Below are 22,815 nucleotides of genomic sequence, written 5' to 3'. Positions count from 1 at the left end.
CTTTAAACCACTAAAAAATAACATTATGAGAAGTAAACTAACCAAAATTTATTTAGTGCTTATACTGTCTTTAGTAGCAGTCTCGTGTAAATTTGATATTTCAGGAATACAAGGAAAAGGAGAAATTGTCACTAAAAACATTTCACTTGACGATACTTTTACTGAAATTAAAACTGAAAGCGGCTGGAAAGTAAAATTAATAAAAGGTAAAGAAAATAAACTTGAAGTGAGAGCCAATCAAAACTTAATTGAACAGTTAGATTATAATATTCGTGAACAGCGACTAACCTTAGGAAGTAAAAATAATATTCAATCTGGCACAAGACAATTAACTGTTTATTATACCGAAAATTTAGATTTAGTAAAATCTTCTAGTGGTTCTACAATAGAAGCTAAAGATACTTTTGAACAAGAAAATTTAGAGATAGACGCTAGCAGCGGTTCTTCTATTCAATTAAATTTAAAAGTAAAAAAAGCAATCGTAGACGCTTCTAGTGGCGCACGCATCGAACTAGAAGGAACTTCTATTTATTTTGAAGGAGAATCTAGTAGCGGTTCTAGAATAAAAGCCAAAAAATTAAAAACAAAAGAATGCGATGTAAAAGCTAGTTCTGGCGGAAATATAGATATTTATAACGAAGGTTCTCTTACAGCAAAGGCTTCTTCAGGCGGAAATATAGATTATTACGGTAATCCTGAAAAAATTTCAATTCACGAAAGTATTTCTGGCGGAAATATAGATCACGAAGAAGATTAGCAAATCTTTAAGATATTATTGATTACTTTTACCGCTTAAACCAAAAATTAATTTACAATGAAAGGATTAAAATTTTTAACGTTAGCATTCGCCATTAGTGTATCATTAATCTCTTGTAGAGAAGAAAAAAGCGAAGATACTAATGAAGTTGAAGGTGTTGAGATGGAAGAAAACGCAAATATTGACGTTAGCGACGATGGAGAAAAAATAAAAATGGAAGACAGCGAGAAAGAAGTTAAAATTAAAAAAGATGAAAACGGAAACGTTGAAAAGAAAAAAGTAGATTATAAAGATTAATCATACTTTTTTTAAAATTATAAAAAATAAACCCCACCGTGATGTGGGGTTTGTTTTTTGAGACTACTTTGTTAATTTTTCAAAAACTTTAGCTACCGCTTCAGCTCCTGGGTCTGGAATATCTTTTAAAGAATCTTCAGATAAATAAGAAGATCTTCCAAAATCTGTATTCGTTATTTCTTTTGTTTTGTTAGCGCCTTCTCTAGCCTTTTGGGCAGCTTCTTCTAAGCTTCCGCCTTCAGCTAATATTGTAAATGCCGGTTGTAAAGCATCTATCATAGTACGTTGCCCCTCTTCTGCTCCACCAAATTCTTTCATTTTTTGTAAACCTTCATTTAATGCTTTTCCTAAATGTTCACTTTCTTTATAAGCATTTCCTGCTCTGGTAAACATAATAGAAAGTAAAACGCCACTAGAACCACCGGTCTCACGAGCTAAAATTCTTCCTATGGTAATTAATAATTCAGCGTAATTAGCAAAAGGAAGTTGCTGGTGTACTTCTTGAAGTTTTTTAGCACCTGTAGCAAAAGTAGAACCCGCATCTCCATCTCCTACTTTTTCATCTATAGCGTTTAGTTCTTTTTCTAAATCTATTAATTCTTCAGTAATAATCTTTAAAGCTTTTTCTACAGGCTCATTTTTAGAAGAATCGAAAGGTAATGTTTCTGGTAATTCTGGACTTTTTATCTCAGTGATTTCAGCAAATTGTTTAATAATCCAAGATGCTGGTTCAGCAGTCGCAGTTAATGCATTTTTAATTTCGTTATCTAAAACTAATAAAGATATAGAAAACCCATTCATATTTAATGAAGTCATCATTTGTGACGGACCTACTAGTAGTTTTACGTGTTTAGCTAAAGAAGATTTTTGAAATTCATACAATAAAATATTCATTTCTATTGGAGTAACACTTCCTAAATTATTTAATAAAAGTGCGTAAGATTCTTTGCTAGAAGGAAGGTATTCTTCTAATTTTTGAAGTGCCTTTTTCATTAAGCATTCGGCATTATCCATAGCTATGGTCTCTACGCCTGGTTCACCATGAATACCCAAACCCAATTCTGCTTCTGAAGATGATAAACGTGAGCTTTCAGGATTTTGAAATTTCTGTCCTTCTTCTAATGATAAACCTATAGAAAAAGTTTGTGTTGCTACTTTTCTAGCCATTTTAGCAACTTCTGCTAAGTCTTTTCCTTGTTCTGCTAAATATCCAGCAGTTTTATGTACAAATAAAGTCCCTGCTAAGCCTCGTTGTTCTACATCTTTACCTAGTGCAATATCATCACCAACAATTACTGTTTCAACTTTATACCCCATCTCGCGTGCTTGTTCTGCTGCGAGACCAAAATTAAGGCGATCACCCGTATAGTTTTTGATAATGAGCAAGCAGCCTTTTTTTCCGGTAGTCGCCACGATAGCCGATAGCACAGCATCTACAGAGGGCGAAGCAAAAATATCTCCACAAACGGCAGCAGTAAGCATGCCTTCTCCAACAAAACCTGCATGGGCAGGCTCGTGACCAGAACCACCACCAGAAATGACAGCAACTTTGTTAGGATCTATTTCTTTACGAAGCACAACTCTTACTTCTGGAAAAGTGTCTAGTTTAGTGAGTTTAGGATCGGTAAGTAAGCCTTGTAAACCTTCATCTACAACTTGCTTTGATTTATTTATAAAAAATTTCATGAGTATATGTTTTTTATAAAATTAATAAAAACATAAGTTCTTTATATAATGAGTAGAGTTAAGATTACAAAAAAAGCGAGTTAAAATAACTCGCTTTTTTTACTCATTTAAATTAAAATAGTTTAAACTCCTAGATCTGATTCTTCTTCAATTTTAAGGCTATCTTCTGTGATCGTTTTTGTTTCTGATTTATTATCAATTTCTTTTAAGAAACCTCCCAGTCCGTTTAAATTTATATTTACATCTCCTTTTGAAGCCGATTTCATTAAATTCATAATAGCAGAGAAGTTCATATCATCACCTAATAATCTAGCTACCGCAAAACCTTTAGTTTCATCATTTGCATACACAATAATTTCATCTATAGCATCTTTATCGCCTAAATACATGATTCTCACGTTACTTCCAGAACTTCCAAACCTCATTAGTACCTTATATTTTTCATCATTAAGAATAGACTCTACGGTATTTTTTTCTTTAAGGTAAATTTTTGTTTTATTTTCAGTCACTGGCAATGCCAAAACATTAGCTTTCTTAATAGATTGAATCACTTTTTGATCTTCTTCTGAAAGCTTAGAGTTATCGCCTAAAAATAAACTAGAAGGTACATCTAACATCACAAAATTATTATCGTCTTGGTGTTCTACATAGTATTTTTGAAGCGAAGGTTCTTTGTTGCAAGCGACTAACATAACAATAGTGAAAAGCAAGCATAATTTATTAATATTTTTCATAGCAAATTTAATCTTATTTTTTGTTCACGTTTTTTAATTGTTCTGCTCCAGGTACTTCTAAATCTTGAGCTAGTCTAGAGACTTCTCTTAAATCTATATCTCCCGTAATAGACATAATAACCGTCTCTTCGCCTTTCATGAACATGAATAATTGACTTACATAACCTGCTTTAGAACCAGGTTTGGTATAAAATACAACTTCTTTACCTTCATCTTTAAAAGCCATTAATTTATTCATAACAGAACTTGTTAAATAACTATTAACATCTGCTGTCATTTTACTAGAAATAGAAACATTTTTTGTCGTCAAAATTTTAATATCTTCTAAATTTTCGATAAGCTTGATGTAGCGCTTTACTTCTGGATCGCCGCTTTCAAAATCTATATCTGCTAATAACTTAAACATTTCGCTAGTCATTACCATTGAGCTTACGCCTTTCATATCTGCGTACTTACTAAAACTTTGTGCTTGTATAAACAAAGGAAATATAGCTAGTGTAATAAAAATGATTAACTTTTTCATGGGGTTATTGTTTTTTGATTAATTTATCTTTTGTCTTATTTAACTGATTTAAATAGTTTAATTGCTCTTTACTTGTAGCTACTGCTTCTGTCATCATTAACAGTAAATCTTGTGTATTTTGCATGGCAATTTCAGAACTTACAGGCTCGGTTTTATTAGCGTAATTTTTATTCTGTTGTGTAAACCAAAATACAGAGCATATAACAGCTACGCTGGCAGCAACACTTAACCATTTATATTTTGAAGTATAACGAGTATGTCGCTCTTTTTTAAATGGCATTTCAAATTCTATGCCTGACGAGGCTTTGATTGTTCTTTCTTTTTCTAAAAAGCTAAATAACGGAATATACTCTTCTAATTCTGGAGCTACATTGCCTGATAAAAAATAGGCTTCGAGTTCTTTTTCTTCGGCTAGCGTAGTTTCTGCCTCAAAATATTTATTGAGTAGAATATTTATATTAGACAGTTCCATAGTGGTGTTTTTTTAAAATTTCTTTTCTAATTTTTTTTCTTGCTCGAGATAAAGCCACACGAATAGCGGTAGGTTTCATCCCAGTAATTGCTATAATTTCATCATATTCTAATTGTTCTACATCTTTAAGTTGAATTAATGTTTGCTCTTGCTGGCTTAAACCTTTTAAGATTTCGGCCACAAGTTCTAATTCATTTTTAGCTTCTAAATGTTTTTGAACTGATTTACTTTCATCTTCATAATTATTATGAACAATACTTAAGTTATTATTATTCTTTAATTTTAATTGATCGAGACAGTGGTTTTTTGTGACTGTTATCGCAAAAGCATGTGGATTATCATAATCTTTGAGCTTATCTTTTTTATTCCACAATTTCACAAACACTTCTTGAACCGCATCTTTAGCTGCTTCTTTAGAAACCAATAAACGCAAAGACAACCTGTACATTTTGTCTTTAATAGGTTCTATAAAAATTAAAAATTCGTTTTGGTTCATTCGTTTTGGTTCATTCGTTTTGCTTTCGCTATACATTAGGGTGACGAACATATTTAAATTTTGTTACAATAAATTTTCAAATTATAATATTGTGAGTATTTTTAGAGTTATACTTTTTAAATCGAAAAGATGAAATTTAAATTTACTTACCTATTTTTTTTATTGACAGTTATTTCGTTAACCTCTTGCTTTGATGATCAAGATGATGTAAAATATGCCGCTTCTAGCAAAGAAATTAAAGATTTTGTTTACCGTGGTTTAGACCAGTTTTATCTCTATAAAGCCAATGTAGACATTTTAGCAGATGAAGTAACTTTAGAAGAATCTTCTAGTTTTATAAATAATTACAACACTCCAGAAGAATTATTTGATGAACTTATAGATCAAGAAAAAGATCGGTTTAGTGTTATTGTTTCAGACTACAGAGAACTTGAAAATAATCTTGCGGGAATATCTAAAAGCAATGGAATGAAATTTGGCTTAGTCTTAATTGAAAGCACTAATGACATTTTTGGTTATGTAAGATATATTTTACCAAATACGTCTGCTTCAGATAAAGGCGTTGAAAGAGGAATGCTATTTAATCGTATAGATGGAACTATTCTTAATCTAACTAATTATAACTCATTATTAGAACAAGAAAACTATACTATTGGATTGGCTACTATTGAAGATGACACTCTCATTCAACTTGATGAGAGTATAAATCTTACAAAAGTTGAATACACAGAAAACCCTGTACATATCGTTAAAACGATTGATTTACCTTCTAGAAAAGTGGGTTATTTAATGTACAATGCTTTTAATAGAAATTTTGACGATGCATTAAATGCTGCATTTGCTGAATTTCAAGCTGAAAATATTAATGATTTAGTTATTGATTTGCGTTACAACGGCGGCGGCAGCATAGAAACAAGTAATGATTTAGCCAGCATGGTTACCGGACAGTTTGAAGGTGAAATTTTCACAACACAAGTTTACAATCAAAACTACACAAATGAAGAACGTTTATTCAATAATCAAATTAGTAGTGGAGCCGTAATTAATAGTTTAAATCTTAATAAACTTTATGTGTTAACTACTGGTAGTACAGCTTCAGCTAGTGAATTATTAATTAACTCTTTAAGACCTTATATTGAAGTAGAACAAATTGGCACCAATACAACAGGTAAATTTCAAGGCTCTGTAACACTTTACGATTCGCCTAATTTCTCGAGAGTAGGAGCAAATATTAATCATCGTTACGCCATGCAACCTTTAATTTTAAAATCTGTAAATGCTAACGGTGATACAGGTTATATAGATGGTTTAACGCCTAGCACGCTAATAGAAGAAGATTATGCTAATCTTGGTGAGTTAGGAAATCCTAACGAGCCTTTATTGGCTGCTGCTTTAAACCAAGTAAGCTTTGGAAGATTTGCTACAACTAAAAATAATAACAAACTCAAATTTAAAGAAATTGGAGAAAGTGAAATGAACAAACCTAACTACCAACGCATGTACGTTGATGATCTAGAAAAATAAAATTTGATTAGACAAAAAAAACTCCCGATTTTTCAAACGGGAGTTTTTTTGTATTTAACTAAAAAGCACTAATTCATTTTAATGCTAATCATTAAAATAAAAACCGTTAGGTCCTACTCCAACTGTAATGTTTTTTAATAAATTGCCCTCTAGATCATAAATTTCTACAAAGCTATCAGATACAAAATCACCACCTTCTGCTACATAAATTCTGTTATCTTCTACTTCAAAACCATACATAGTTCCCCATTGAGATGTTGTATTGTAGGTAAATAAAGGCTCTGCTGGAGCTTCTTCAGCATTCATACTCATCATATAAACTGAATTTGCAACCGTAAAATAAATTTGATCGTCTTCAATATCTATGTTTGCGACATCTCCTTCATAAGCGAAAGTAATGGTACTTTCTAAGGCTAAGGTATTTAAATTAAATTTTTCTAACTTATTTCCACTCAAGGTATAAATAGCATTATTTTCAATTTCAAAAGAATTTAAACCTAATTGTTTTATAATTTCTCCTGTTTCTGGATCTCTTTCGACTAAAATGTTAGTGACAATCGTATTTTCAATTTCATTAGTTGTAGGGTTAAATACTGTAATTTTTTCACCTAAGTTATAGGTAGACTTTTGAATATAAAGTTTTCCATCTTCTTCTTCTATAAACTCTAAAGCTTCACCTTGAGCGCCCATATGGATCGTTTGCTCTACTTCTAACGTTTCTAAATTGATAATGGTCAAAAAATCGTCAACTCCACCATCTAATGTATCTCCTTGATTAGTTACATAGGCTTTTCCATTATAAACAACCCCGTAACGAGGTACTTCTAAGCCACTATCTACTTTACCAACTATTTCAAACGTATAACGATTCACCACCGTAATTAAGTTAGAACCGTTAGAGATAATATAGGCTAAATCATCATCAAAAAAAATAGATTGTGCATAACCACCAATATCGTCTCCATCATTTACTAATTGATATATGGATTGTTGGCTGGTTTGTAAGTCGTCACTAATGTAAGTTACTGTACCTATACCGCCTTCGTTAAGTACTAAAATACCGTTATCGTAAGCCCCAAGTGGCTCATCAATTTCTGAAGTAAAATCGTCATCATCGCTACAAGAGCTTAGTAAAATTGAACCTAAAAAGGCTCCCACAATAAATTTGGTAAATTTCATTTGTTAAAGATTAAGGGTTAAATAAATAGTATAATTAGTTCCGGGCATTCGCCGGCTTTCTACATTTTGATAATCGGCATTTAATAAATTTCTTAGTTTACCGCCGAATGTAAATTGTTGATTTAAATGATAACCTACTCCGGTATTCCATAGCCAATAAGCGTCTAAATTGTAGCGAGAATTATTATCACTTCTAGTGAACACCTTTCCGTTATATAAAGCTTGAGTTTCTATAAAAAAGTCTTTAAAACCATAATACATAGAACCTGTAGCTTTATGATAAGGCACATATATTAACTGTTTTTTTTTAGCTTGATTTTCTGAAACGGTATAAGCGTAAGTTGCATTTGCTGCCAAGTGATGCGCACCAAATTGCTTTTTAAAATTCAGTAAAAATTCTCCACCATAAGTTTTTACTTCATCAATGTTTTTGGGCGTCCAATACCCATCACTTCCCGGTACCCAATTAATCATTTGCTGAATGTTATTGTAATATCCTGTGAACGTAAGTTTGAAATTATTGAATTTAAACTCGTTTCCTAATTCATATTGCATCGCTTCTTCTGCCGCCAAATCAGGATTTCCGCCGGTAGCCCAATACAAATCATTATAGGTTGGTATTCTAAAGTTTTTAGAAACATTCAGCTTTAACTTGTAAAAATCTGTAAAACTGTAAACCGCACCAAAAGTAAACAACAGCGGACTTTCATAATCATTCGTCAATTCTTTTCTAGCTGCAACCTCATAAGCCAATTTCTTATTAACCAAATGTTTCAACAATAATGTTCCTGAAGAAATATTACGCTCATTCTGCGGAATACTTGAGCCTTTTCCATCGGTATATTCATGAGATAAAATAGTATTCAATTTTACCTTTTCTGAAAAATGATAAGTGAAATCGTATTTCCCTATCAACGTATTTGCCTCACCAAATGTATACGAATCTTTATTGATGTTTGGAAAATATTTATATTCTTCTTTTAAAAAGGCAATACGAGTAATCGATGTTATTTTTTTATCAGATAACTCCCACTCCAACAGATTTTTTAAACTTACATCTTCATATTTTGTTTTATTTTCTGAAGGTCGTATTAACGAAAAATGCCGTTCACTTTCAAACACTTCGCTATAAAATTTTATGGTGCTTTTTGGGTTAAAGCGATAACCCAAAACTGCATTTAAACTAGTATTATAAAACTCGCCGTTTATATTCTTTTGATCAGAATCTATATAGTTAAAATCGTTATCAGAATTGGTCCTACTATAAGAAATTTTTGTACTCCAATTTTTACGGGAAGCTGTTAATTGATAGCGCTTATCGTAAGTATTAAAACTACCATAACCTAAATAAATACGATTACTAAATTCATCTTTAAAATCAATTTCATTTTTTAAATGTACGGTTCCGCCAATAGCTCCCGTCCCATATATTACGCTTCCACCACCGCCACGAATAGTTATTTCATCATAACTTCCTGTATTCACGGTATTAAAATCTGTTTGACCATTAAAACGAGAATTTATATTTACGCCGTTCCATAATACCGCGGTTTGTGAGGCATTAGTTCCTCTAAATGAAGGCGAAGCCACCATTCCTAATCCATTTTCTTTAAAGTAAATTGGAGAATTAAAATTTAAAGCTGAAATTAATGAAGGTTTATTTTGAAGTAATAATGAATCTGATAAACTGGTGAGCGTTTGTCCCGTTGAAAATTCTTCTAACTTCGTAGGAATCACTAGCACCTCTTCCAACACAGTAATAGAATCTGTTTGGGAAAACGCAGTAGATACCGCACTTAAAAATAAAATGTAGCTTATAAAATGTTTCATTTATCAGAGACCTTTTACCCGAAAGTCTATAGATTTTTAGTTATAAACTGGCAGGTCTCCTGGCTTGCGTTTTGTGATTTTCCTTCCCATCTTAAGACAGTGGAATTTAAAGTTTTATCACAAACATCTTTACAGACTAAGCTTACAGTTGCGGGAACAGCTCAGGTATTTTCTTTACAGAATCACCTGATTCCCTTTTAATGATTACTGAAATATCTTCAATAATCAACCAATTTAGCTGCGAAAATAAACATTTTAAAAGCATATACTATCTTAAATTGAAATAATCTTACATTTGTCTGTAAAAACCAATTTTTAACTCATGAAAAAATTACTCTTTTTTTTCTGCTTACTAACGCTATGGAATTGTAAAAAAGAATCGAAGAAAACTACCAGCGAAAATGAAAGTAAAGCTCATAAAGTTGAAGTTTCTTATGCTGAAGGATTTAGCATTACCAATTATAAAAATTATAAAATTATAAAAGTGAATTCTCCTTGGCCAAAAGCAGAAAAAGCATTCACTTATGTTTTAGCCGAAGAAAATATTCAACTACCCGATTCACTTCAATTTGATGAAAAAGTCACGATACCTATTCAGCGTGTAGTGGTTACTTCAACAACACATATTCCTTCTTTAGAAAGTTTAGGGCAAGAAAGTACCTTAGTTGGTTTTCCTCATCTCGATTATATTTCTTCTGAAAAAACGAGAGATTTGATCAACAAAGGAAAAGTGGAAGAAATTGGAGAAAACGAGCATATCAATACGGAAGTGTTGCTGAATCTAAATCCTGATGTGGTCATTGGCTTTGCTGTTGAAGGTGGAAATAAAACATTAGAAACCGTTAAAAAAAGTGGCATTCCAGTAGTTTATAATGGCGATTGGACAGAAACAAATCCACTTGGAAAAGCAGAATGGATTAAGTTTTTTGGAGCTTTTTATAATCAAGAACAAAAAGCCGATAGTATTTTTAATCGTATTGAAAAAGAATACCTTTCAGCTAAAAAAATAGCACAGCAAGCCACTAAAAAACCTAGTATTTTAGCGGGTTCTATGTATAAAGATGTTTGGTATTTACCTTATGGAAATTCTTGGCAGGCGCAATTCATTAAAGATGCACAAGCCAATTATTTGTATGCAGAAACAACTGGAAACGGAAGTATTTCTGCTGCTTTCGAAAGTGTTCTTGATAAAGCAGAAGCTGCTGATTTTTGGATTGCCCCAGGAAGTTTTACCAGCTATGAACAAATGCAAAATGCTTCAGAACATTATCAAAAATTTAAGGCTTTTCAGCAACATAAAATTTATTCCTTTGCAGGAGTAAAAGGTGAAACGGGCGGTGTTTTGTACTATGAGTTAGCGCCACAACGTCCCGATTTAGTATTAAAAGATCTCATCAAAATATTTCATTCTGATTTGTTACCTGATTATGAAACTACATTTTTTAAAGAATTGGAGTAATATCTATTTTAAATCGGTCTACTTTTTAATTCTGTAGTAATTATTTAAAACATTAAAGCTTGAGTAGTGGAGCAAGGGATTAGCGTAGCGGTTTCCATTGCGCAAGCAAAAAGGTTTTCAATACAATTCAAAGAAATAAAAATAAATCTAGACTTTTTTGTTATTTTTCTCGGTAATGAAAAAAAGTAAAAGTCTTTAATAATTATTATTAGCAAAATTTCTAAAATATTTACCTTAGCTAAATGCAAAAAACATCGCTTTCGCTTTTATTGGGTCTCATTATACTGGTTGTTTTACTTATGATAAACATAAGTTTGGGTTCAGTTAGTATTCCTTTAAAAGATATTTTTGCTAGTTTTTTTAATACTGAAATAGATAAAGAGACTTGGCGCTATATCATTCTCAATTATCGCTTACCTAAAGCTATTACCGCAGTTTTAGTAGGTTCTGGGTTAGCGCTTAGCGGACTTTTAATGCAAACTTTATTTAGAAATCCGTTAGCAGGTCCTTATGTGTTAGGTTTAAGTAGCGGAGCAAGTTTGGGCGTAGCGATTGTAATTTTAGGCGGTGCTGTTTTTGGCAGATTTTTTTCTGCTTTAATTTTATCTAAATGGACGTTGGTGATTGCAGCAAGTTTAGGAAGTATTTTAGTGCTTTTAGCTGTTTTAGCGACTTCTTTTCGGGTAAAAGACACGATGGCATTATTAATTATTGGGTTAATGTTTGCCAGCTTAACTTCTGCTGTGGTAAGTATGCTCTCCTATTTTAGTTCTTCAGAATCATTACAAAAATATATTTTTTGGTCGTTTGGAAGTTTAGGAAATCTATCTTGGCAAGAAGTTTTTATTCTAACGGTTTTTTGGAGCTTAGGAGTCATTATTTCTATTTTCTGTATCAAAAATTTAAACGCTCTTTTATTAGGAGAAACTTATGCTAAAAGTTTAGGAACAAATTTAAAACAAAATAGAATCTTAGTAATTCTCGCTACAGGCCTTTTAGCTGGAAGTATCACCGCCTTTGCGGGACCTATTGCATTTATAGGTTTAGCGGTTCCACATTTAGTACGGCAAGTAATTTCAAAAAGTGATCATTTGGTACTATTTCCCGCAGTTGCAATTGGTGGCGCTATTCTCATGCTTATTTGCGATAGTATTGCTCAATTGCCTGGCAGTAACCTTACCTTACCCATAAACTCTATTACTTCATTAATTGGTGCTCCCGTTGTGATTTGGCTTTTGTTAAGAAAAAAGAAATTGTATTTTTAGTTGAATTAAAATGAAAGAAAAAACCAAAACTAAACCAATTCTTCAAGCACAAGAACTTAGCATTGGCTATTCCGATAAAATTGTTGCTGAAGATATTTCATTAAAAATAAATGAAGCAGAATTGGTTGCGGTCATTGGTATTAACGGATCGGGAAAATCTACACTTTTAAAAACCCTTACTGGAAATCTAAAATGTTTATCGGGTACTATTTCAATTCAACAAAAAAATATAAATGAAATTTCAGTTCAAAAGCTTTCTGAACTTATTAGCATTGTACTAACCGAAACTCAATTCTCTCAAAATTTATTAGTAGAAGAATTGGTCGCTTTAGGAAGACAACCCTACACCAATTGGCTGGGACAACTTAGTAATAAAGACATTAATGCTGTAAAACAAGCTTTGCAGTTGTTAGAAATTGAAGATAAATCGAAACGCAAATGTGGCAGTTTAAGTGATGGACAATTACAGAAAGTGTTTTTAGCCAGAGCCATTGCGCAAGAAACACCGCTTATATTTTTAGATGAACCTACCACACATTTAGATTTGTACCATAAAATATTTGTGTTGAAACTTTTAAAAACATTAAGCCGAAGAACCAATAAATCTATTGTTTTTGCTACCCACGAGATTAATTTAGCCTTGCAATTATGTGATCAAATTATATTGGTTTCTAACGGAAAAGTAACTCAAAAAACACCAGAAGAATTGATTAATAGCAATTTGCTTCAAGAACTCTTCCCTAAAGATTTGGTTGAATTTGATGCGGCAACTAAAAATTTTAAGGTTTTATAAAATTTTACTCATACTGAACTTAATTGAGGGTGACATTCTGTTTTAAACAAAATGATGAAATCCATAAACAACTTCAGTATGACTATGGTTTTTTAGGCAGTTCTTGAAATTTTCTTACTCACCTAATTCAAGATGGTTTTTACTATTCTGAACTAATTTTATGTAAATTTGAAAAAAATCTTGTATGATAGAGTACATTATAGTAGGCGTTATTGCGCTTGTGATGCTAATCGTTGGTATTTTTATTGGTAAGAATTTAGGTAAGCTAAAGCAGCAATCCCTACAAAAAAGTTTGGAAAGTGAAGTTGCTAATTACCGAATTCAAGTTGAAAATATTGATAAAAATCTGCAAGAAATTAAGCAAGAACGTGAAAATTTAAGAAGTGAAAAAGACTTTTTTAAAGATGAACTCACTCGTAAAAATGTGGAGTTTGAAAATCTTCAGCAGCGTAATAACGAACAAAAACAAGAAGTAAATCAACTGCAAGAAAAGTTTCAGAAAGAATTTGAAAATTTAGCGCATAAAATTTTTGATCAAAACTCTCAGAAATTCTCCAATCAAAATAAAGAGAATATTCAACATATTTTAAATCCGCTTCAAGAGAAAATAAAAATATTTGAAGAAAAAGTAGAAAAAAACAGCATGAATTCGGTAAAAATAAATGCTGAACTAAGTAAACAATTGCAGTTTCTTAACGAGCAAAATTTAAAAATAAGCGAAGAAGCTACTAATCTTACCAGAGCATTAAAAGGAGATAGCAAAATGCAAGGGAATTGGGGCGAAATGATTTTGGAGCGTGTTCTAGAACGTAGCGGATTGCAAAAAAACAGTGAATATTTTGTTCAGCAAAATTTTAGAACCGAAGAAGGTAAACGTGTTATGCCTGATGTTGTTATTAAACTTCCTGGAGATAAAAAAATAATTATAGATGCCAAGGTTTCATTAAACGCTTATGAGCGTTATGTAAATGAAACCGATGATTCACTTAAACCTCTTCATCTTAAAAAGCACATAATTGCGGTTAAAAACCGTGTAGATGAATTGAGTAAGAAAAATTACCATCAGCTTTACGAGATGGAAAGTCCAGATTTTGTGTTACTTTTTATACCCATTGAAGCTGCTTTTGCCGTAGCATCTAACGAATATCCACAACTTTACGGTGATGCCTTTGATAAAAATATTATTTTGGTCACGCCTACCACATTATTAGCAGTTTTAAAAACTATTGATAGTATGTGGCAAAATGAAAAACAAAAACAAAACGCTATAGAAATTGCTTCTCAAGCGGGAGCTTTATACGATTCATTCGTAAATTTAACCGAAGAATTAAAAAAAGTAGGCAATCAAATAGGCACGGTGCAAAACACTTACGACAAAGCCATGAAAAAACTCACAGGAAAAGGTAATTTGGTAAAACGTGTTGAAAAATTAAAAGAATTGGGCGCCAAAGCCAGTAAACAAATAGATGCTAAACTAATCGATCAATCGGTTACAAACCATACAGACTTATGAAAAAAATTTTAACTTACGTTTTGCTAGGAATTGCGGTTCTTGCTATTGCCTATTATGCTTTTATTTATTTTGTTCCTTATAGTGAAGGTACACGTGCTGGAGAATTGATAAAATTTAGTAATCGTGGTGCAATCGTTAAAACTTGGGAAGGACAAATAAGTCAAGGGATTAGCGGTGCACAAATTTTCAGTTTTTCGGTATTAGATAAAGATGATGATGTGATTGAAAAACTAAAAGAATATCAAGGTGAATATGTAAAACTCACTTATATAGAAAGATTTGGAACTTTCACCATTTGGGGAGACACCAAGTATTTTGTGACCGATGTTGAACTTTCACAATCACCACATTTTAGAAGGTAGTTATTAATACTATGACATTTTTTTTGAAACATAATACTAGTTGAACTAATGTATTAAATATCAAAATCAACGAAATTTAATATTGATCATACAATTTTAATTTTTTATAAAGAATTGTCGACTTCCAGCTTTCAAACTTTTACCTTTACATTGCGCAAGGGATTGTAGCGGCATCCTTTTTTTGCTTTAGCAAATGGCAAAAAAAGATATAGCTAAAAGCCCGACCCGTTAGGGTTGCGCCCAAAATTAATTAAATCTATTTATGGATAAAGAATTTAAACATGTTTCTGAATCTGAAGTGATCATTTCTGAATTGATGCTTCCTTCCCACTCTAATTTTAATGGTAAAATTCATGGGGGTTATATTTTATCGCTACTAGATCAAATTGCATTTGCTTGCGCATCTAAACATAGTAGACAATATTGTGTGACGGCCAGTGTAGATACGGTGGATTTTTTAAGACCGATTGAAATTGGAGAACTCGTTACGATGAAAGCTTCTGTAAATTATGTTGGCAATAGCTCGATGGTTATTGGGATTCGTGTCGAAGCAGAAAACATACAGACGGGAGAAAGTAAGCATTGCAACTCTTCTTATATTACGATGGTAGCCAAAGATAAAGACGGAAATAGTATGAAAGTTCCTGGTCTTATTTTATCACGCCGTAAAAGTGTTCTTCGTTTTCTAAAAAGTATGAAACGTACCCAATTGAAAAGAAAAAGAGATGAAGAATTTCACCATATTGACTTTTCTTCTGCTGAATTTCAAAATGATTTGGAGCAATATCGTGTACAGGTAGAACTAAATGACTAAAAGTTAAATCTCTGTAAAACCAACGGTTTACATAAATTTATTATCGTTTTTTTGTTTCAAACAAAATTAAATTATGAAAAGCAAATTTTTAGTTTTAGTAGCCATTATTTTTTTAGCAAGTTGTTCTCCTAACATTGTGAATACTTGGAATATTGATAAATACGAAGTGATTAATAACAAAGGTCAAAATACAATTTCAAAAAATATTGGTTCTATTACCTTTAAGAAAAAAGGAAAAGGAACTAAAGATATAAATTATAATGTTGTTCAGAATGATTTTAAAGATCAGTCTGATTTTAATTATGAATTTAATGAAGATTATATCATTATTAAAAATGCTAATGAAAAAGATGAATCTGCATTTAACAAAACTTGGATCATTGTAAATGATAAATATAAAAAGCAAGTTTGGAAATCTACCGACGGTAGTGAAAGCGTTCAAGTGCTTGAGTTAAGTAGATAATTTCTCGTTTTTATAAAATAAAAAACTCCTTATGAAAATAAGGAATTTTTTTATGTAAATCTCTTAACTTTTATTTTTTTAAATCATTAAGATTTTAAAAAAAATAAAAGTTAAGATAACCGCTTATGCTCCCAAATACTTACCATAATCTAAGAACACCACGAGCATTAAAACCCAACCAATAATTAAACAAAGTCCTCCTAGCGGAGTGATGGGTCCCAAGACTTTTATTTTATTTCCGTTGCTGGAAGAAATACACAATCCATAAATACTAAAAGAAAATAGCACTACTCCTATAATTATAAAAGCTACCATAACAAGTTCTAATGTATTCACTAGCGGAAAATTTAAGCCAATTATTACCAATAAAATTGCATGATACATTTGGTATTTCACTCCCGTTTCAAAACTTTTTAATTGCTCTTCAGTAAACTTTTTCTTTAAAGCGTGCGCTGCAAAAGCACCCAGAACAATAGCCAGTATTCCAAATAATGCTCCGGCAACTAAGGTAATCTCTTTTATCATTATTTAAATAATTTTATTAATTGAAAAGATTTCATTAAGTGGTAAAGACCTGGTAATATAAAACTACCTCCAATTAGTAAAGCAACTCCTAAAACGGTAATCACACTATCTGGCGCTACGCCATCTAACATACTAATTTCTTTTGTTGAAGTAATAATCACATCAGGAAAGTGAGCCAACATTGCTGCAGATACAATAAGTAAAACTTGAACTCCAGCTAAAACCCTAGCCCAAGCTTTTCGCTTCAGCTTAATCATTTTCCAAAGCGGAACTAACACTAAACCAGAAATACCCACTGCAATTAATGAATATGTATTTTCAATAAAATCTATCACAAATGCAATCTCATTAAAATAGCCATAAATCAAAATTAGTAAACCGGTAAGCACTAATATAACGGTAGAATAACTTGCTTTTTTTCGGTATAAATTTAATTCTTCATCATCTCCTGCCTCTCCTATTAAAAAGTTAGCAGCAATAAAAGCACAAAGTACGATATAAAAAAAACCTATTAATAATGAAAAAATATTAAACCATCCATCTATATAAATTTCTTTAAAAGTCAAGTTAGGATTTTCTGAAAATAAATTAATATTTCCGCCTACTAAACCTCCAAAAACAATTCCTAAAAATAACGGACTCAAAATACTTCCTAATTTAAAAAGTGCATTATAAGAACCCTGAGATCTTCCTTTTACAGCATCATAATGTCTAAAAATAAACGCCAGACCACGAATGGTAATCCCTAATAGCATTAGAGTGATTGGGATATGTAAATACACGACAAAAATATTGAAATACTGCGGAAAGGCAATCCACATAATTACGATTAAAATGATAATCCAAATATGATTTGCTTCCCAAATGGGTCCCATTACTCGATAAATGGTTTGTTTGGTTTTCTCCTGATTTTTAGAAGAAGAAAAAAGCTCTATAATTCCGCCACCAAAATCTGCTCCTGCCAACAAAACATAAAGAAATAGAGAAAAAAATAAGAAAAATAAAACTACGGTTAACATACTAATCTTCGTTTTGGTTCAACACTTTAATTTGGCGCGCTAATAGCCAACTTACCACGCAGGTAAGTACAATATAAATTGAAGTATAAGTGATTAAACTATAAAAAATACCAGGCATTGGTGTTACCGCATCTTTAGTTTTCATGACTTGATAGATAATCCAAGGTTGTCTTCCTACTTCGGTAACGATCCAACCTGCCTCTAAGGCAATATAACCTAGTGGTGCCATAAGTGTGAATAGTAACCAAAACTTTCGGTTATGTTGCCAAGTTTTAAATCTTAAACTTAGCAAGTAAACTAATCCTACAATCGCTAATAAGGTGCCAATACCAACCATTATCTGAAATGCGTAATGCACAATTGCCACCGGTGGCTGTTCATCTTTGGGGAAATCATTTAGTCCTTTAACCTCTGCATCAAAATCTCCAAAAGCTAAGAATGAAAGTGCTTTTGGAATTTCAATTTTATAATTCACTTCTTGATTTTCTTCATCTACAATTCCGCCAATATAAAGCGGAGCACCTTTTTCAGTTTCATAGTGCGCCTCTAAAGCTGCGAGTTTTGCGGGTTGACGCTCAGCTACATCTTTTGCAGAGATATCTCCACTTATAGGTTGTAATAAAGCTGCAATTGAAGCAAAAATTATGGCAATTCGAAATGCTTTTTTATGTAATTCTACATTTCTTCCTCTATAAACTTGATACGCATGAATTCCAGCAACTGCAAAACCTGTAGCTACAAAAGCGGCCAATGTCATATGTAAAGCTTGGGTAAACCAAGCTCCATTAAGCATTGCAGCAATGGGATCGATGTTTGAAAAAACTCCGTTTTCATAAGTAAAACCTGAAGGTGAATTCATCCAACCGTTAGCAGCAACTACTAAAATACCAGACATCACCCCCGAAATACCAATAATTACTCCGGTAAACCAATGAAATTTCTCGGGTAATTTTTGCCAACCATACAAATAAAAACCTAAAGCAATGGCTTCTACAAAAAAAGCGGCGCCTTCTAAAGAAAATGGCATCCCAATAATGGGACCGGCGTGTTTCATAAACTCTGGCCAAAGTAAACCTAGTTCAAAAGAAAGCGCTGTACCAGAAACAGCTCCAGTCACAAAAAAAATTGCTACACCGCGCTGCCAAGCTTTAGTAAGTGTTAAGTAGACTTTTTTTCTAGTTTTTAACCACTTATAGTGAGAAATAATCATAAAAAATGGCATCACCATTCCTATGCAAGCAAACACAATGTGGAAAATAAGTGTTATAGCCATTTGCAACCTTGCGGCCTCTAAATTCTCCATAAAAATTGAATATTTTATTTCTTACAAATTTACTGGATACGCTATTAAATTATAGATCTTTGCTCATATAGTTTTCAGATTTAACACTTTTCAATTAATACTAAATAATTGATTTGAATAACTAGCTTTTAAATCTTATATATAATTTAAAATATCGCCTTTTATAACGATAAATAAACTTATCGTCTTTTGTAACGATATTTGTTTTTATCGCTTTTTTTAACGATATTTGAATTATGATTAGTATAATAACAGGAGATATAATTAATTCACAATCAATAAAACTGCCTAAAGCCTATTTGGCGCAGATTCGTGCTACGCTTCAGGTTTTGGGAGAAGAACAAACCGATTGGGAAATTTTTAGAGGTGATAGTTTTCAAATAGAAATTAAAGATCCGCTTGATGCTTTTTGGAAATGTGTTTATATTAAAGCCTGCCTAAAAACACATAAAGATTTAGATGCAAGAATGGCTATTGGCATTGGCGAGAAAACTTACAGCGCCAAAAATATTTCTGAAGCTAACGGAAGTGCCTTTATACGTTCTGGCGATGTATTTGAAAAGCTGAAGCGAGAGAAAAGTAATTTACTCATTAACACAGCAAAATCGAGTTTAGATTTCGAATTAAATGTGTATTTTCAACTAACTTTATTGGCAATGGATCATTGGACAACCAATTCAGCAGAAATAGTTAAATTAAGTATAGAAAACCCAGAAATGAATCAGCAGCAATTAGGAGAACTTATTGGTATTAAACAAAACACCGTAAGTGAACGTCAAAAACGTGCAGCTTTAAGTCAGTTAGAAGATTTCGACCTAATATTTAGAGAAAAAATAATAAAACTATTATGATGCTTTTGCTTCAACTTATTTTAGCGCATTTACTGGGAGATTTCTTGTTTCAACCTTATGCTTGGGTAAAAGAAAAAGAACATAAAAAATTAACGTCTAACAAACTTTACCTTCATGTAGGCATTCATTTGTTACTTACTTTTCTTTTGATATGGAATTTAAGTTTGTGGTATATTCCTTTAATTATTGCAGTTACGCATTTAGGGATTGATGCTTGGAAACTTAACTTTCAAAATGAAAAGAACCGCAGGCTGCTCTTCTTTCTAGATCAGCTTTTTCATTTTATTGTAATATTTGGTTTATACTTTTTAACTCAGCGTGAAACTATTCATTTTAATACTTCATCTGAATTTTTATGTTATGCTACTGGAGCATTTTTTCTAACCACACCGGTATCGATTATGATAAAAACACTCATAGCGGTTTACAGGCCTAATACTGAAATAGAAAAAAATGACTCCCTTGAAAATGCAGGGAAATACATTGGCATTTTAGAACGTCTATTGGTATTTGTTTTTATTGCCAGCCAACATTGGGAAGGCGTTGGCTTTTTAATTGCCGCCAAATCTATTTTCAGGTTTAGCGATTTAACTGAATCTAAAGACCGTAAACTCACCGAATATATTTTAATAGGTACTTTATTAAGTTTCGGAATTTCGATTGTTATCGCATTGCTTTGTAATTATGCTACAAATCTATTGTAAAATAAGAGCGTTTCCCTATCGGGTCGGACTCTCGGCAGTCGCTTTTTAAGATTACTGCGTAGGCAGAAATCTTAAAAGAGCTCCAACAAAGCCTCCATCCCTAACGCAAAAAATTTCAAAAAAATGAAAACAGAAAAAGAAAAAATGCTTACGTCCGAATATTTTAATCCGCTAGACAAACAATTGAGTGATGATCGTTTAGCTGCCAGAAAACTATTACACGAGCTCAATCATAACTCTCCTGAAGAATTTCAGCAACAAAAAGAAATTACCAGAAAATTATTGCCTAATTCTAGCAAAGCAACTTTTATTCAGCCTCCTTTTTATTGCGATTATGGGTATAATATTAAAGCAGGCAAAGGCGTTTTTTTTAATTTTAATTGTACGTTGTTAGATTTGGGAAGTATTGAAATTGGAACAAAAACGATGATTGGCCCCAACGTTCAAATTTATACCGCCGTGCATCCTAAAAATGCAGAAAAAAGAGCCACAGGTATTGAAAAAGGAAACCCAATTCGTATTGGTAAAAATGTATGGATTGGCGGCAATACCACTATTTGCCCAGGAGTCACTATTGGTGATAACAGCATTATTGGTGCTGGAAGTGTGGTGACTAAAGATATTGCAGCAAATGTAATGGCGGCAGGTAATCCTTGTAGAGTTATTAAGGAATTGCTTAACGAAACTAAAAGTCTTTCTTAATCTCTTCGCGATGATTTAATCCCCATTCAGCAATAACGCTTGTTAATTGTTTTAAAGATTTTCCATATTCAGTAATTTCATAGCTAATACTTACAGGCTTAGTATCTAAAACTTTTCTAAGAATTAATTTATTCATCTCTAAATCTTTCAATTCTCTACTTAACATTTTACCAGAAATACCTTGAACTTCGCGTAATAAATCTGAATAACGCATAGGCTGAAAGCATAGGCATGCAATAATAGATACCTTCCATTTTCCGCTTAATACATCCATCGTATCATGGATGGCTCTTATTTTTTGTGAGCAGGTTTTTAATGCTGATACTTCTTCTGTGGTTGCAATCATAATCTGGTTACCTAAATGTCACTATTACTTTTTGTCACAAAGTTACTTATTTACCTAATAAGATTTTACCTTTGCTAAAAATTTTTGAATTATGAGTTTATTAGAAGATTTACATTGGCGTTACGCTACTAAGAAAATGAATGGCAAGAAAGTGCCACAAGATAAATTAGATTATATATTAGAAGCTGCCCGTTTAGCACCATCTTCTTCTGGTTTACAGCCTTATAAAATTATTGTGATTTCAGATAAAGCATTATTAGAGAAAATAAAAGGAATTTCTTGGAATCAGAGTCAGATTACCGATTGTTCTCATTTATTAGTTTTTGCTGCTTGGGATCATTATAGCAACGAACGCGTTTCTGAAGTTTTTAATTATACGATGGATGAACGTGGTTTACCACACGAAACGATGGATGATTACAAAGCTAATATCTTAAGCTTATATGAACCATTAGGAAAAGTTTGGCAAGCTGAGCATGCTTCTAAACAAAGTTATATTGCTTTTGCTTTAGCGATTGCCGCAGCTGCAGAGCAAAAAGTAGATGCAACCCCAGTAGAAGGTTTTGTACCAGAACAATTAGATAAGCTTTTAAAGCTGGAAGGAAGTGGTTATAAAAGTACTTTACTTTTACCTATTGGTTACCGCGAAGATGAAAACGATTGGTTAGTAAATATGAAAAAAGTACGTACACCTAAAGAAGATTTTATTAGCGAAATGACCATAGACGATGCTGCAGAATATAATGAAGAGCCCATGGATAAATCTATTGGTGATTTAAAGAAATAATTTTTTAGTTCTTAGCATTAGCTTTATTACAAAAAACCTCAACCAGAGCCCTATCAAGCTCTGGTTTTTTTTATGATTATTAAAATAAAAACACATATATATTAAAGATTTAAACAGATTAAAATGTATTTTATCTAATTTTTATTAAAATTCATCATTATTTATTTTCGTTCTAAATAATAAAATTATATTTGCAAAAAATTTAAAATATTGAATCATGATCCCCATTCTTGATATTCGTATTAATTTGTTAGATTTCATCAAATTAATAAAAAAAAACGAAGGCATTTTCAAGCTTTTTATTCTTTTCTACTTCAGTATAATTATATACTAACATTTACTTGAAAATCGTAAAATGAGGTGTTTAAATATTAAGAACACAACTCAACTCTAGGTGAATCATTTCATCAT

At 32.0% G+C, this 22,815-nt stretch carries 25 protein-coding genes and 1 riboswitch; of the genes, 14 read left to right on the top strand and 11 right to left on the bottom strand.

Going from position 1 to position 22,815, the window contains the following annotated elements:
• Window positions 1-25 precede the first annotated feature (25 nt).
• Window positions 26-757: a head GIN domain-containing protein gene (locus tag KW502_RS02205; protein ID WP_219038898.1), complete on the top strand. Its 732-nt coding sequence runs from the start codon at window positions 26-28 to the stop codon at window positions 755-757.
• 57 nt (window positions 758-814) lie between these two features.
• Window positions 815-1,054, top strand: a complete 240-nt coding sequence (locus tag KW502_RS02200; protein WP_219038897.1) for a hypothetical protein — start codon at window positions 815-817, stop codon at window positions 1,052-1,054.
• Window positions 1,055-1,117: 63 nt separating this feature from the next.
• Here the strand turns inward: KW502_RS02200 and KW502_RS02195 are convergent, their stop codons facing one another.
• From KW502_RS02195 to KW502_RS02175, 5 genes are all read right to left on the bottom strand, one after another.
• Window positions 1,118-2,740, bottom strand: coding sequence for a dihydroxyacetone kinase subunit DhaK (locus tag KW502_RS02195; RefSeq protein ID WP_219038896.1), 1,623 nt, complete (start codon window positions 2,738-2,740; stop codon window positions 1,118-1,120).
• A 122-nt stretch (window positions 2,741-2,862) separates the two neighbouring features.
• On the bottom strand, window positions 2,863-3,474 hold the full coding sequence (locus KW502_RS02190; protein ID WP_219038895.1) for a GFO_1091 family lipoprotein: 612 nt from the start codon (window positions 3,472-3,474) through the stop codon (window positions 2,863-2,865).
• 13 nt (window positions 3,475-3,487) lie between these two features.
• Window positions 3,488-3,997, bottom strand: coding sequence for a GFO_1090 family protein (locus KW502_RS02185; protein ID WP_219038894.1), 510 nt, complete (start codon window positions 3,995-3,997; stop codon window positions 3,488-3,490).
• Window positions 3,998-4,001: 4 nt separating this feature from the next.
• Window positions 4,002-4,469: a PG0215 family putative anti-sigma factor gene (locus KW502_RS02180; RefSeq protein WP_219038893.1), complete on the bottom strand. Its 468-nt coding sequence runs from the start codon at window positions 4,467-4,469 to the stop codon at window positions 4,002-4,004.
• Complete coding sequence (locus KW502_RS02175; RefSeq protein WP_369412504.1) at window positions 4,456-5,016, bottom strand: GFO_1088 family ECF-type sigma factor; 561 nt, start codon at window positions 5,014-5,016, stop codon at window positions 4,456-4,458. Before KW502_RS02175 ends, KW502_RS02180 begins: the two co-directional genes overlap by 14 nt.
• A 78-nt stretch (window positions 5,017-5,094) precedes the next feature.
• On the opposite strand from KW502_RS02175, the gene KW502_RS02170 reads away from it, so the two are divergent.
• Complete coding sequence (locus KW502_RS02170) at window positions 5,095-6,489, top strand: GFO_1087 family putative carboxy terminal peptidase (RefSeq protein ID WP_219038892.1); 1,395 nt, start codon at window positions 5,095-5,097, stop codon at window positions 6,487-6,489.
• An 84-nt stretch (window positions 6,490-6,573) separates the two neighbouring features.
• On the opposite strand, the gene KW502_RS02165 is transcribed toward KW502_RS02170, so the two are convergent.
• Together KW502_RS02165 and KW502_RS02160 are read right to left on the bottom strand one after the other, a co-directional pair.
• Window positions 6,574-7,668, bottom strand: coding sequence for a YncE family protein (locus KW502_RS02165; protein ID WP_219038891.1), 1,095 nt, complete (start codon window positions 7,666-7,668; stop codon window positions 6,574-6,576).
• Between the two features lie 3 nt (window positions 7,669-7,671).
• Window positions 7,672-9,498, bottom strand: a complete 1,827-nt coding sequence (locus tag KW502_RS02160) for a TonB-dependent receptor plug domain-containing protein (RefSeq protein WP_219038890.1) — start codon at window positions 9,496-9,498, stop codon at window positions 7,672-7,674.
• Between the two features lie 32 nt (window positions 9,499-9,530).
• Window positions 9,531-9,747, bottom strand: a riboswitch (cobalamin riboswitch).
• A 73-nt stretch (window positions 9,748-9,820) separates the two neighbouring features.
• On the opposite strand from KW502_RS02160, the gene KW502_RS02155 reads away from it, so the two are divergent.
• The 7 genes from KW502_RS02155 to KW502_RS02125 all read left to right on the top strand — a co-directional run bounded on the left by KW502_RS02155 (window position 9,821) and on the right by KW502_RS02125 (window position 16,167).
• Window positions 9,821-10,957: an ABC transporter substrate-binding protein gene (locus KW502_RS02155; protein WP_219038889.1), complete on the top strand. Its 1,137-nt coding sequence runs from the start codon at window positions 9,821-9,823 to the stop codon at window positions 10,955-10,957.
• 242 nt (window positions 10,958-11,199) lie between these two features.
• On the top strand, window positions 11,200-12,222 hold the full coding sequence (locus KW502_RS02150; RefSeq protein ID WP_219038888.1) for a FecCD family ABC transporter permease: 1,023 nt from the start codon (window positions 11,200-11,202) through the stop codon (window positions 12,220-12,222).
• A 10-nt stretch (window positions 12,223-12,232) separates the two neighbouring features.
• A complete protein-coding gene (locus tag KW502_RS02145; RefSeq protein ID WP_219038887.1) occupies window positions 12,233-13,015 on the top strand; it encodes an ABC transporter ATP-binding protein in 783 nt (260 codons plus the stop codon).
• Between the two features lie 184 nt (window positions 13,016-13,199).
• The gene (locus tag KW502_RS02140; protein WP_219038886.1) at window positions 13,200-14,528 is read left to right on the top strand and encodes a DNA recombination protein RmuC; all 1,329 of its coding nucleotides are present in this window, start codon (window positions 13,200-13,202) and stop codon (window positions 14,526-14,528) included.
• A complete protein-coding gene (locus KW502_RS02135; protein ID WP_219038885.1) occupies window positions 14,525-14,890 on the top strand; it encodes a 6-phosphogluconate dehydrogenase in 366 nt (121 codons plus the stop codon). The genes KW502_RS02140 and KW502_RS02135 overlap by 4 nt, the downstream gene beginning before the upstream one ends.
• 262 nt (window positions 14,891-15,152) lie before the next feature.
• Entirely contained in the window at window positions 15,153-15,704 is a 552-nt protein-coding gene (locus KW502_RS02130; RefSeq protein ID WP_219038884.1) for an acyl-CoA thioesterase, read from the top strand.
• 73 nt (window positions 15,705-15,777) lie between these two features.
• Window positions 15,778-16,167 carry a hypothetical protein gene (locus KW502_RS02125; RefSeq protein WP_219038883.1) on the top strand — a complete coding sequence of 130 codons (390 nt, stop codon included), beginning with the start codon at window positions 15,778-15,780 and terminating at the stop codon, window positions 16,165-16,167.
• Window positions 16,168-16,290: 123 nt separating this feature from the next.
• Here KW502_RS02125 and KW502_RS02120 read toward each other — a convergent pair whose 3' ends face one another.
• Genes KW502_RS02120 through KW502_RS02110 form a run of 3 tightly spaced genes read right to left on the bottom strand, consistent with a single transcriptional unit; the run spans window position 16,291 to window position 19,014 of the window.
• Window positions 16,291-16,692, bottom strand: a complete 402-nt coding sequence (locus KW502_RS02120; protein WP_219038882.1) for a DUF423 domain-containing protein — start codon at window positions 16,690-16,692, stop codon at window positions 16,291-16,293.
• Complete coding sequence (locus KW502_RS02115) at window positions 16,692-17,711, bottom strand: cytochrome d ubiquinol oxidase subunit II (RefSeq protein ID WP_219038881.1); 1,020 nt, start codon at window positions 17,709-17,711, stop codon at window positions 16,692-16,694. The genes KW502_RS02120 and KW502_RS02115 overlap by 1 nt, the downstream gene beginning before the upstream one ends.
• A gap of 1 nt (window position 17,712) precedes the next feature.
• Window positions 17,713-19,014 carry a cytochrome ubiquinol oxidase subunit I gene (locus tag KW502_RS02110; protein WP_219038880.1) on the bottom strand — a complete coding sequence of 434 codons (1,302 nt, stop codon included), beginning with the start codon at window positions 19,012-19,014 and terminating at the stop codon, window positions 17,713-17,715.
• 236 nt (window positions 19,015-19,250) lie between these two features.
• On the opposite strand from KW502_RS02110, the gene KW502_RS02105 reads away from it, so the two are divergent.
• From KW502_RS02105 to KW502_RS02095, 3 genes are all read left to right on the top strand, one after another.
• The gene (locus tag KW502_RS02105) at window positions 19,251-19,865 is read left to right on the top strand and encodes a transcriptional regulator (RefSeq protein WP_219038879.1); all 615 of its coding nucleotides are present in this window, start codon (window positions 19,251-19,253) and stop codon (window positions 19,863-19,865) included.
• The gene (locus KW502_RS02100; RefSeq protein WP_219038878.1) at window positions 19,862-20,569 is read left to right on the top strand and encodes a DUF3307 domain-containing protein; all 708 of its coding nucleotides are present in this window, start codon (window positions 19,862-19,864) and stop codon (window positions 20,567-20,569) included. The genes KW502_RS02105 and KW502_RS02100 overlap by 4 nt, the downstream gene beginning before the upstream one ends.
• Window positions 20,570-20,692: 123 nt before the next feature.
• Window positions 20,693-21,271: a sugar O-acetyltransferase gene (locus KW502_RS02095; RefSeq protein WP_219038877.1), complete on the top strand. Its 579-nt coding sequence runs from the start codon at window positions 20,693-20,695 to the stop codon at window positions 21,269-21,271.
• On the opposite strand, the gene KW502_RS02090 is transcribed toward KW502_RS02095, so the two are convergent.
• Window positions 21,255-21,617 (bottom strand): winged helix-turn-helix transcriptional regulator, encoded by a 363-nt coding sequence (locus KW502_RS02090; RefSeq protein WP_219038876.1) that lies wholly within the window; start codon window positions 21,615-21,617, stop codon window positions 21,255-21,257. The two genes, KW502_RS02095 and KW502_RS02090, sit on opposite strands and share 17 nt — an antisense overlap.
• Window positions 21,618-21,708: 91 nt before the next feature.
• On the opposite strand from KW502_RS02090, the gene KW502_RS02085 reads away from it, so the two are divergent.
• Window positions 21,709-22,404 (top strand): nitroreductase family protein, encoded by a 696-nt coding sequence (locus KW502_RS02085; protein WP_219038875.1) that lies wholly within the window; start codon window positions 21,709-21,711, stop codon window positions 22,402-22,404.
• The last annotated feature ends 411 nt before the right edge of the window (window positions 22,405-22,815 follow it).

It is taken from the genome of Mesonia aestuariivivens (assembly GCF_019311235.1).
Classification (GTDB): Bacteria; Bacteroidota; Bacteroidia; order Flavobacteriales; family Flavobacteriaceae; genus Mesonia; species Mesonia aestuariivivens.
This window is presented reverse-complemented; position numbering and strand designations above follow the sequence as displayed.

What these genes read in the sequence shown, in the direction of transcription:
- KW502_RS02110 (WP_219038880.1), bottom strand. Translation starts at nt 19,014, where the DNA reads ATGGAGAATTTAGAGGCCGCAAGGTTGCAAATGGCTATAACACTTATT.
- KW502_RS02165 (WP_219038891.1), bottom strand. Translation starts at nt 7,668, where the DNA reads ATGAAATTTACCAAATTTATTGTGGGAGCCTTTTTAGGTTCAATTTTA.
- KW502_RS02120 (WP_219038882.1), bottom strand. Translation starts at nt 16,692, where the DNA reads ATGATAAAAGAGATTACCTTAGTTGCCGGAGCATTATTTGGAATACTG.
- KW502_RS02175 (WP_369412504.1), bottom strand. Translation starts at nt 5,016, where the DNA reads ATGTTCGTCACCCTAATGTATAGCGAAAGCAAAACGAATGAACCAAAA.
- KW502_RS02155 (WP_219038889.1), top strand. Translation starts at nt 9,821, where the DNA reads ATGAAAAAATTACTCTTTTTTTTCTGCTTACTAACGCTATGGAATTGT.
- KW502_RS02130 (WP_219038884.1), top strand. Translation starts at nt 15,153, where the DNA reads ATGGATAAAGAATTTAAACATGTTTCTGAATCTGAAGTGATCATTTCT.
- KW502_RS02160 (WP_219038890.1), bottom strand. Translation starts at nt 9,498, where the DNA reads ATGAAACATTTTATAAGCTACATTTTATTTTTAAGTGCGGTATCTACT.
- KW502_RS02125 (WP_219038883.1), top strand. Translation starts at nt 15,778, where the DNA reads ATGAAAAGCAAATTTTTAGTTTTAGTAGCCATTATTTTTTTAGCAAGT.
- KW502_RS02095 (WP_219038877.1), top strand. Translation starts at nt 20,693, where the DNA reads ATGAAAACAGAAAAAGAAAAAATGCTTACGTCCGAATATTTTAATCCG.
- KW502_RS02205 (WP_219038898.1), top strand. Translation starts at nt 26, where the DNA reads ATGAGAAGTAAACTAACCAAAATTTATTTAGTGCTTATACTGTCTTTA.
- KW502_RS02150 (WP_219038888.1), top strand. Translation starts at nt 11,200, where the DNA reads ATGCAAAAAACATCGCTTTCGCTTTTATTGGGTCTCATTATACTGGTT.
- KW502_RS02190 (WP_219038895.1), bottom strand. Translation starts at nt 3,474, where the DNA reads ATGAAAAATATTAATAAATTATGCTTGCTTTTCACTATTGTTATGTTA.
- KW502_RS02200 (WP_219038897.1), top strand. Translation starts at nt 815, where the DNA reads ATGAAAGGATTAAAATTTTTAACGTTAGCATTCGCCATTAGTGTATCA.
- KW502_RS02100 (WP_219038878.1), top strand. Translation starts at nt 19,862, where the DNA reads ATGATGCTTTTGCTTCAACTTATTTTAGCGCATTTACTGGGAGATTTC.
- KW502_RS02085 (WP_219038875.1), top strand. Translation starts at nt 21,709, where the DNA reads ATGAGTTTATTAGAAGATTTACATTGGCGTTACGCTACTAAGAAAATG.
- KW502_RS02105 (WP_219038879.1), top strand. Translation starts at nt 19,251, where the DNA reads ATGATTAGTATAATAACAGGAGATATAATTAATTCACAATCAATAAAA.
- KW502_RS02145 (WP_219038887.1), top strand. Translation starts at nt 12,233, where the DNA reads ATGAAAGAAAAAACCAAAACTAAACCAATTCTTCAAGCACAAGAACTT.
- KW502_RS02090 (WP_219038876.1), bottom strand. Translation starts at nt 21,617, where the DNA reads ATGATTGCAACCACAGAAGAAGTATCAGCATTAAAAACCTGCTCACAA.
- KW502_RS02115 (WP_219038881.1), bottom strand. Translation starts at nt 17,711, where the DNA reads ATGTTAACCGTAGTTTTATTTTTCTTATTTTTTTCTCTATTTCTTTAT.
- KW502_RS02195 (WP_219038896.1), bottom strand. Translation starts at nt 2,740, where the DNA reads ATGAAATTTTTTATAAATAAATCAAAGCAAGTTGTAGATGAAGGTTTA.
- KW502_RS02180 (WP_219038893.1), bottom strand. Translation starts at nt 4,469, where the DNA reads ATGGAACTGTCTAATATAAATATTCTACTCAATAAATATTTTGAGGCA.
- KW502_RS02185 (WP_219038894.1), bottom strand. Translation starts at nt 3,997, where the DNA reads ATGAAAAAGTTAATCATTTTTATTACACTAGCTATATTTCCTTTGTTT.
- KW502_RS02170 (WP_219038892.1), top strand. Translation starts at nt 5,095, where the DNA reads ATGAAATTTAAATTTACTTACCTATTTTTTTTATTGACAGTTATTTCG.
- KW502_RS02140 (WP_219038886.1), top strand. Translation starts at nt 13,200, where the DNA reads ATGATAGAGTACATTATAGTAGGCGTTATTGCGCTTGTGATGCTAATC.
- KW502_RS02135 (WP_219038885.1), top strand. Translation starts at nt 14,525, where the DNA reads ATGAAAAAAATTTTAACTTACGTTTTGCTAGGAATTGCGGTTCTTGCT.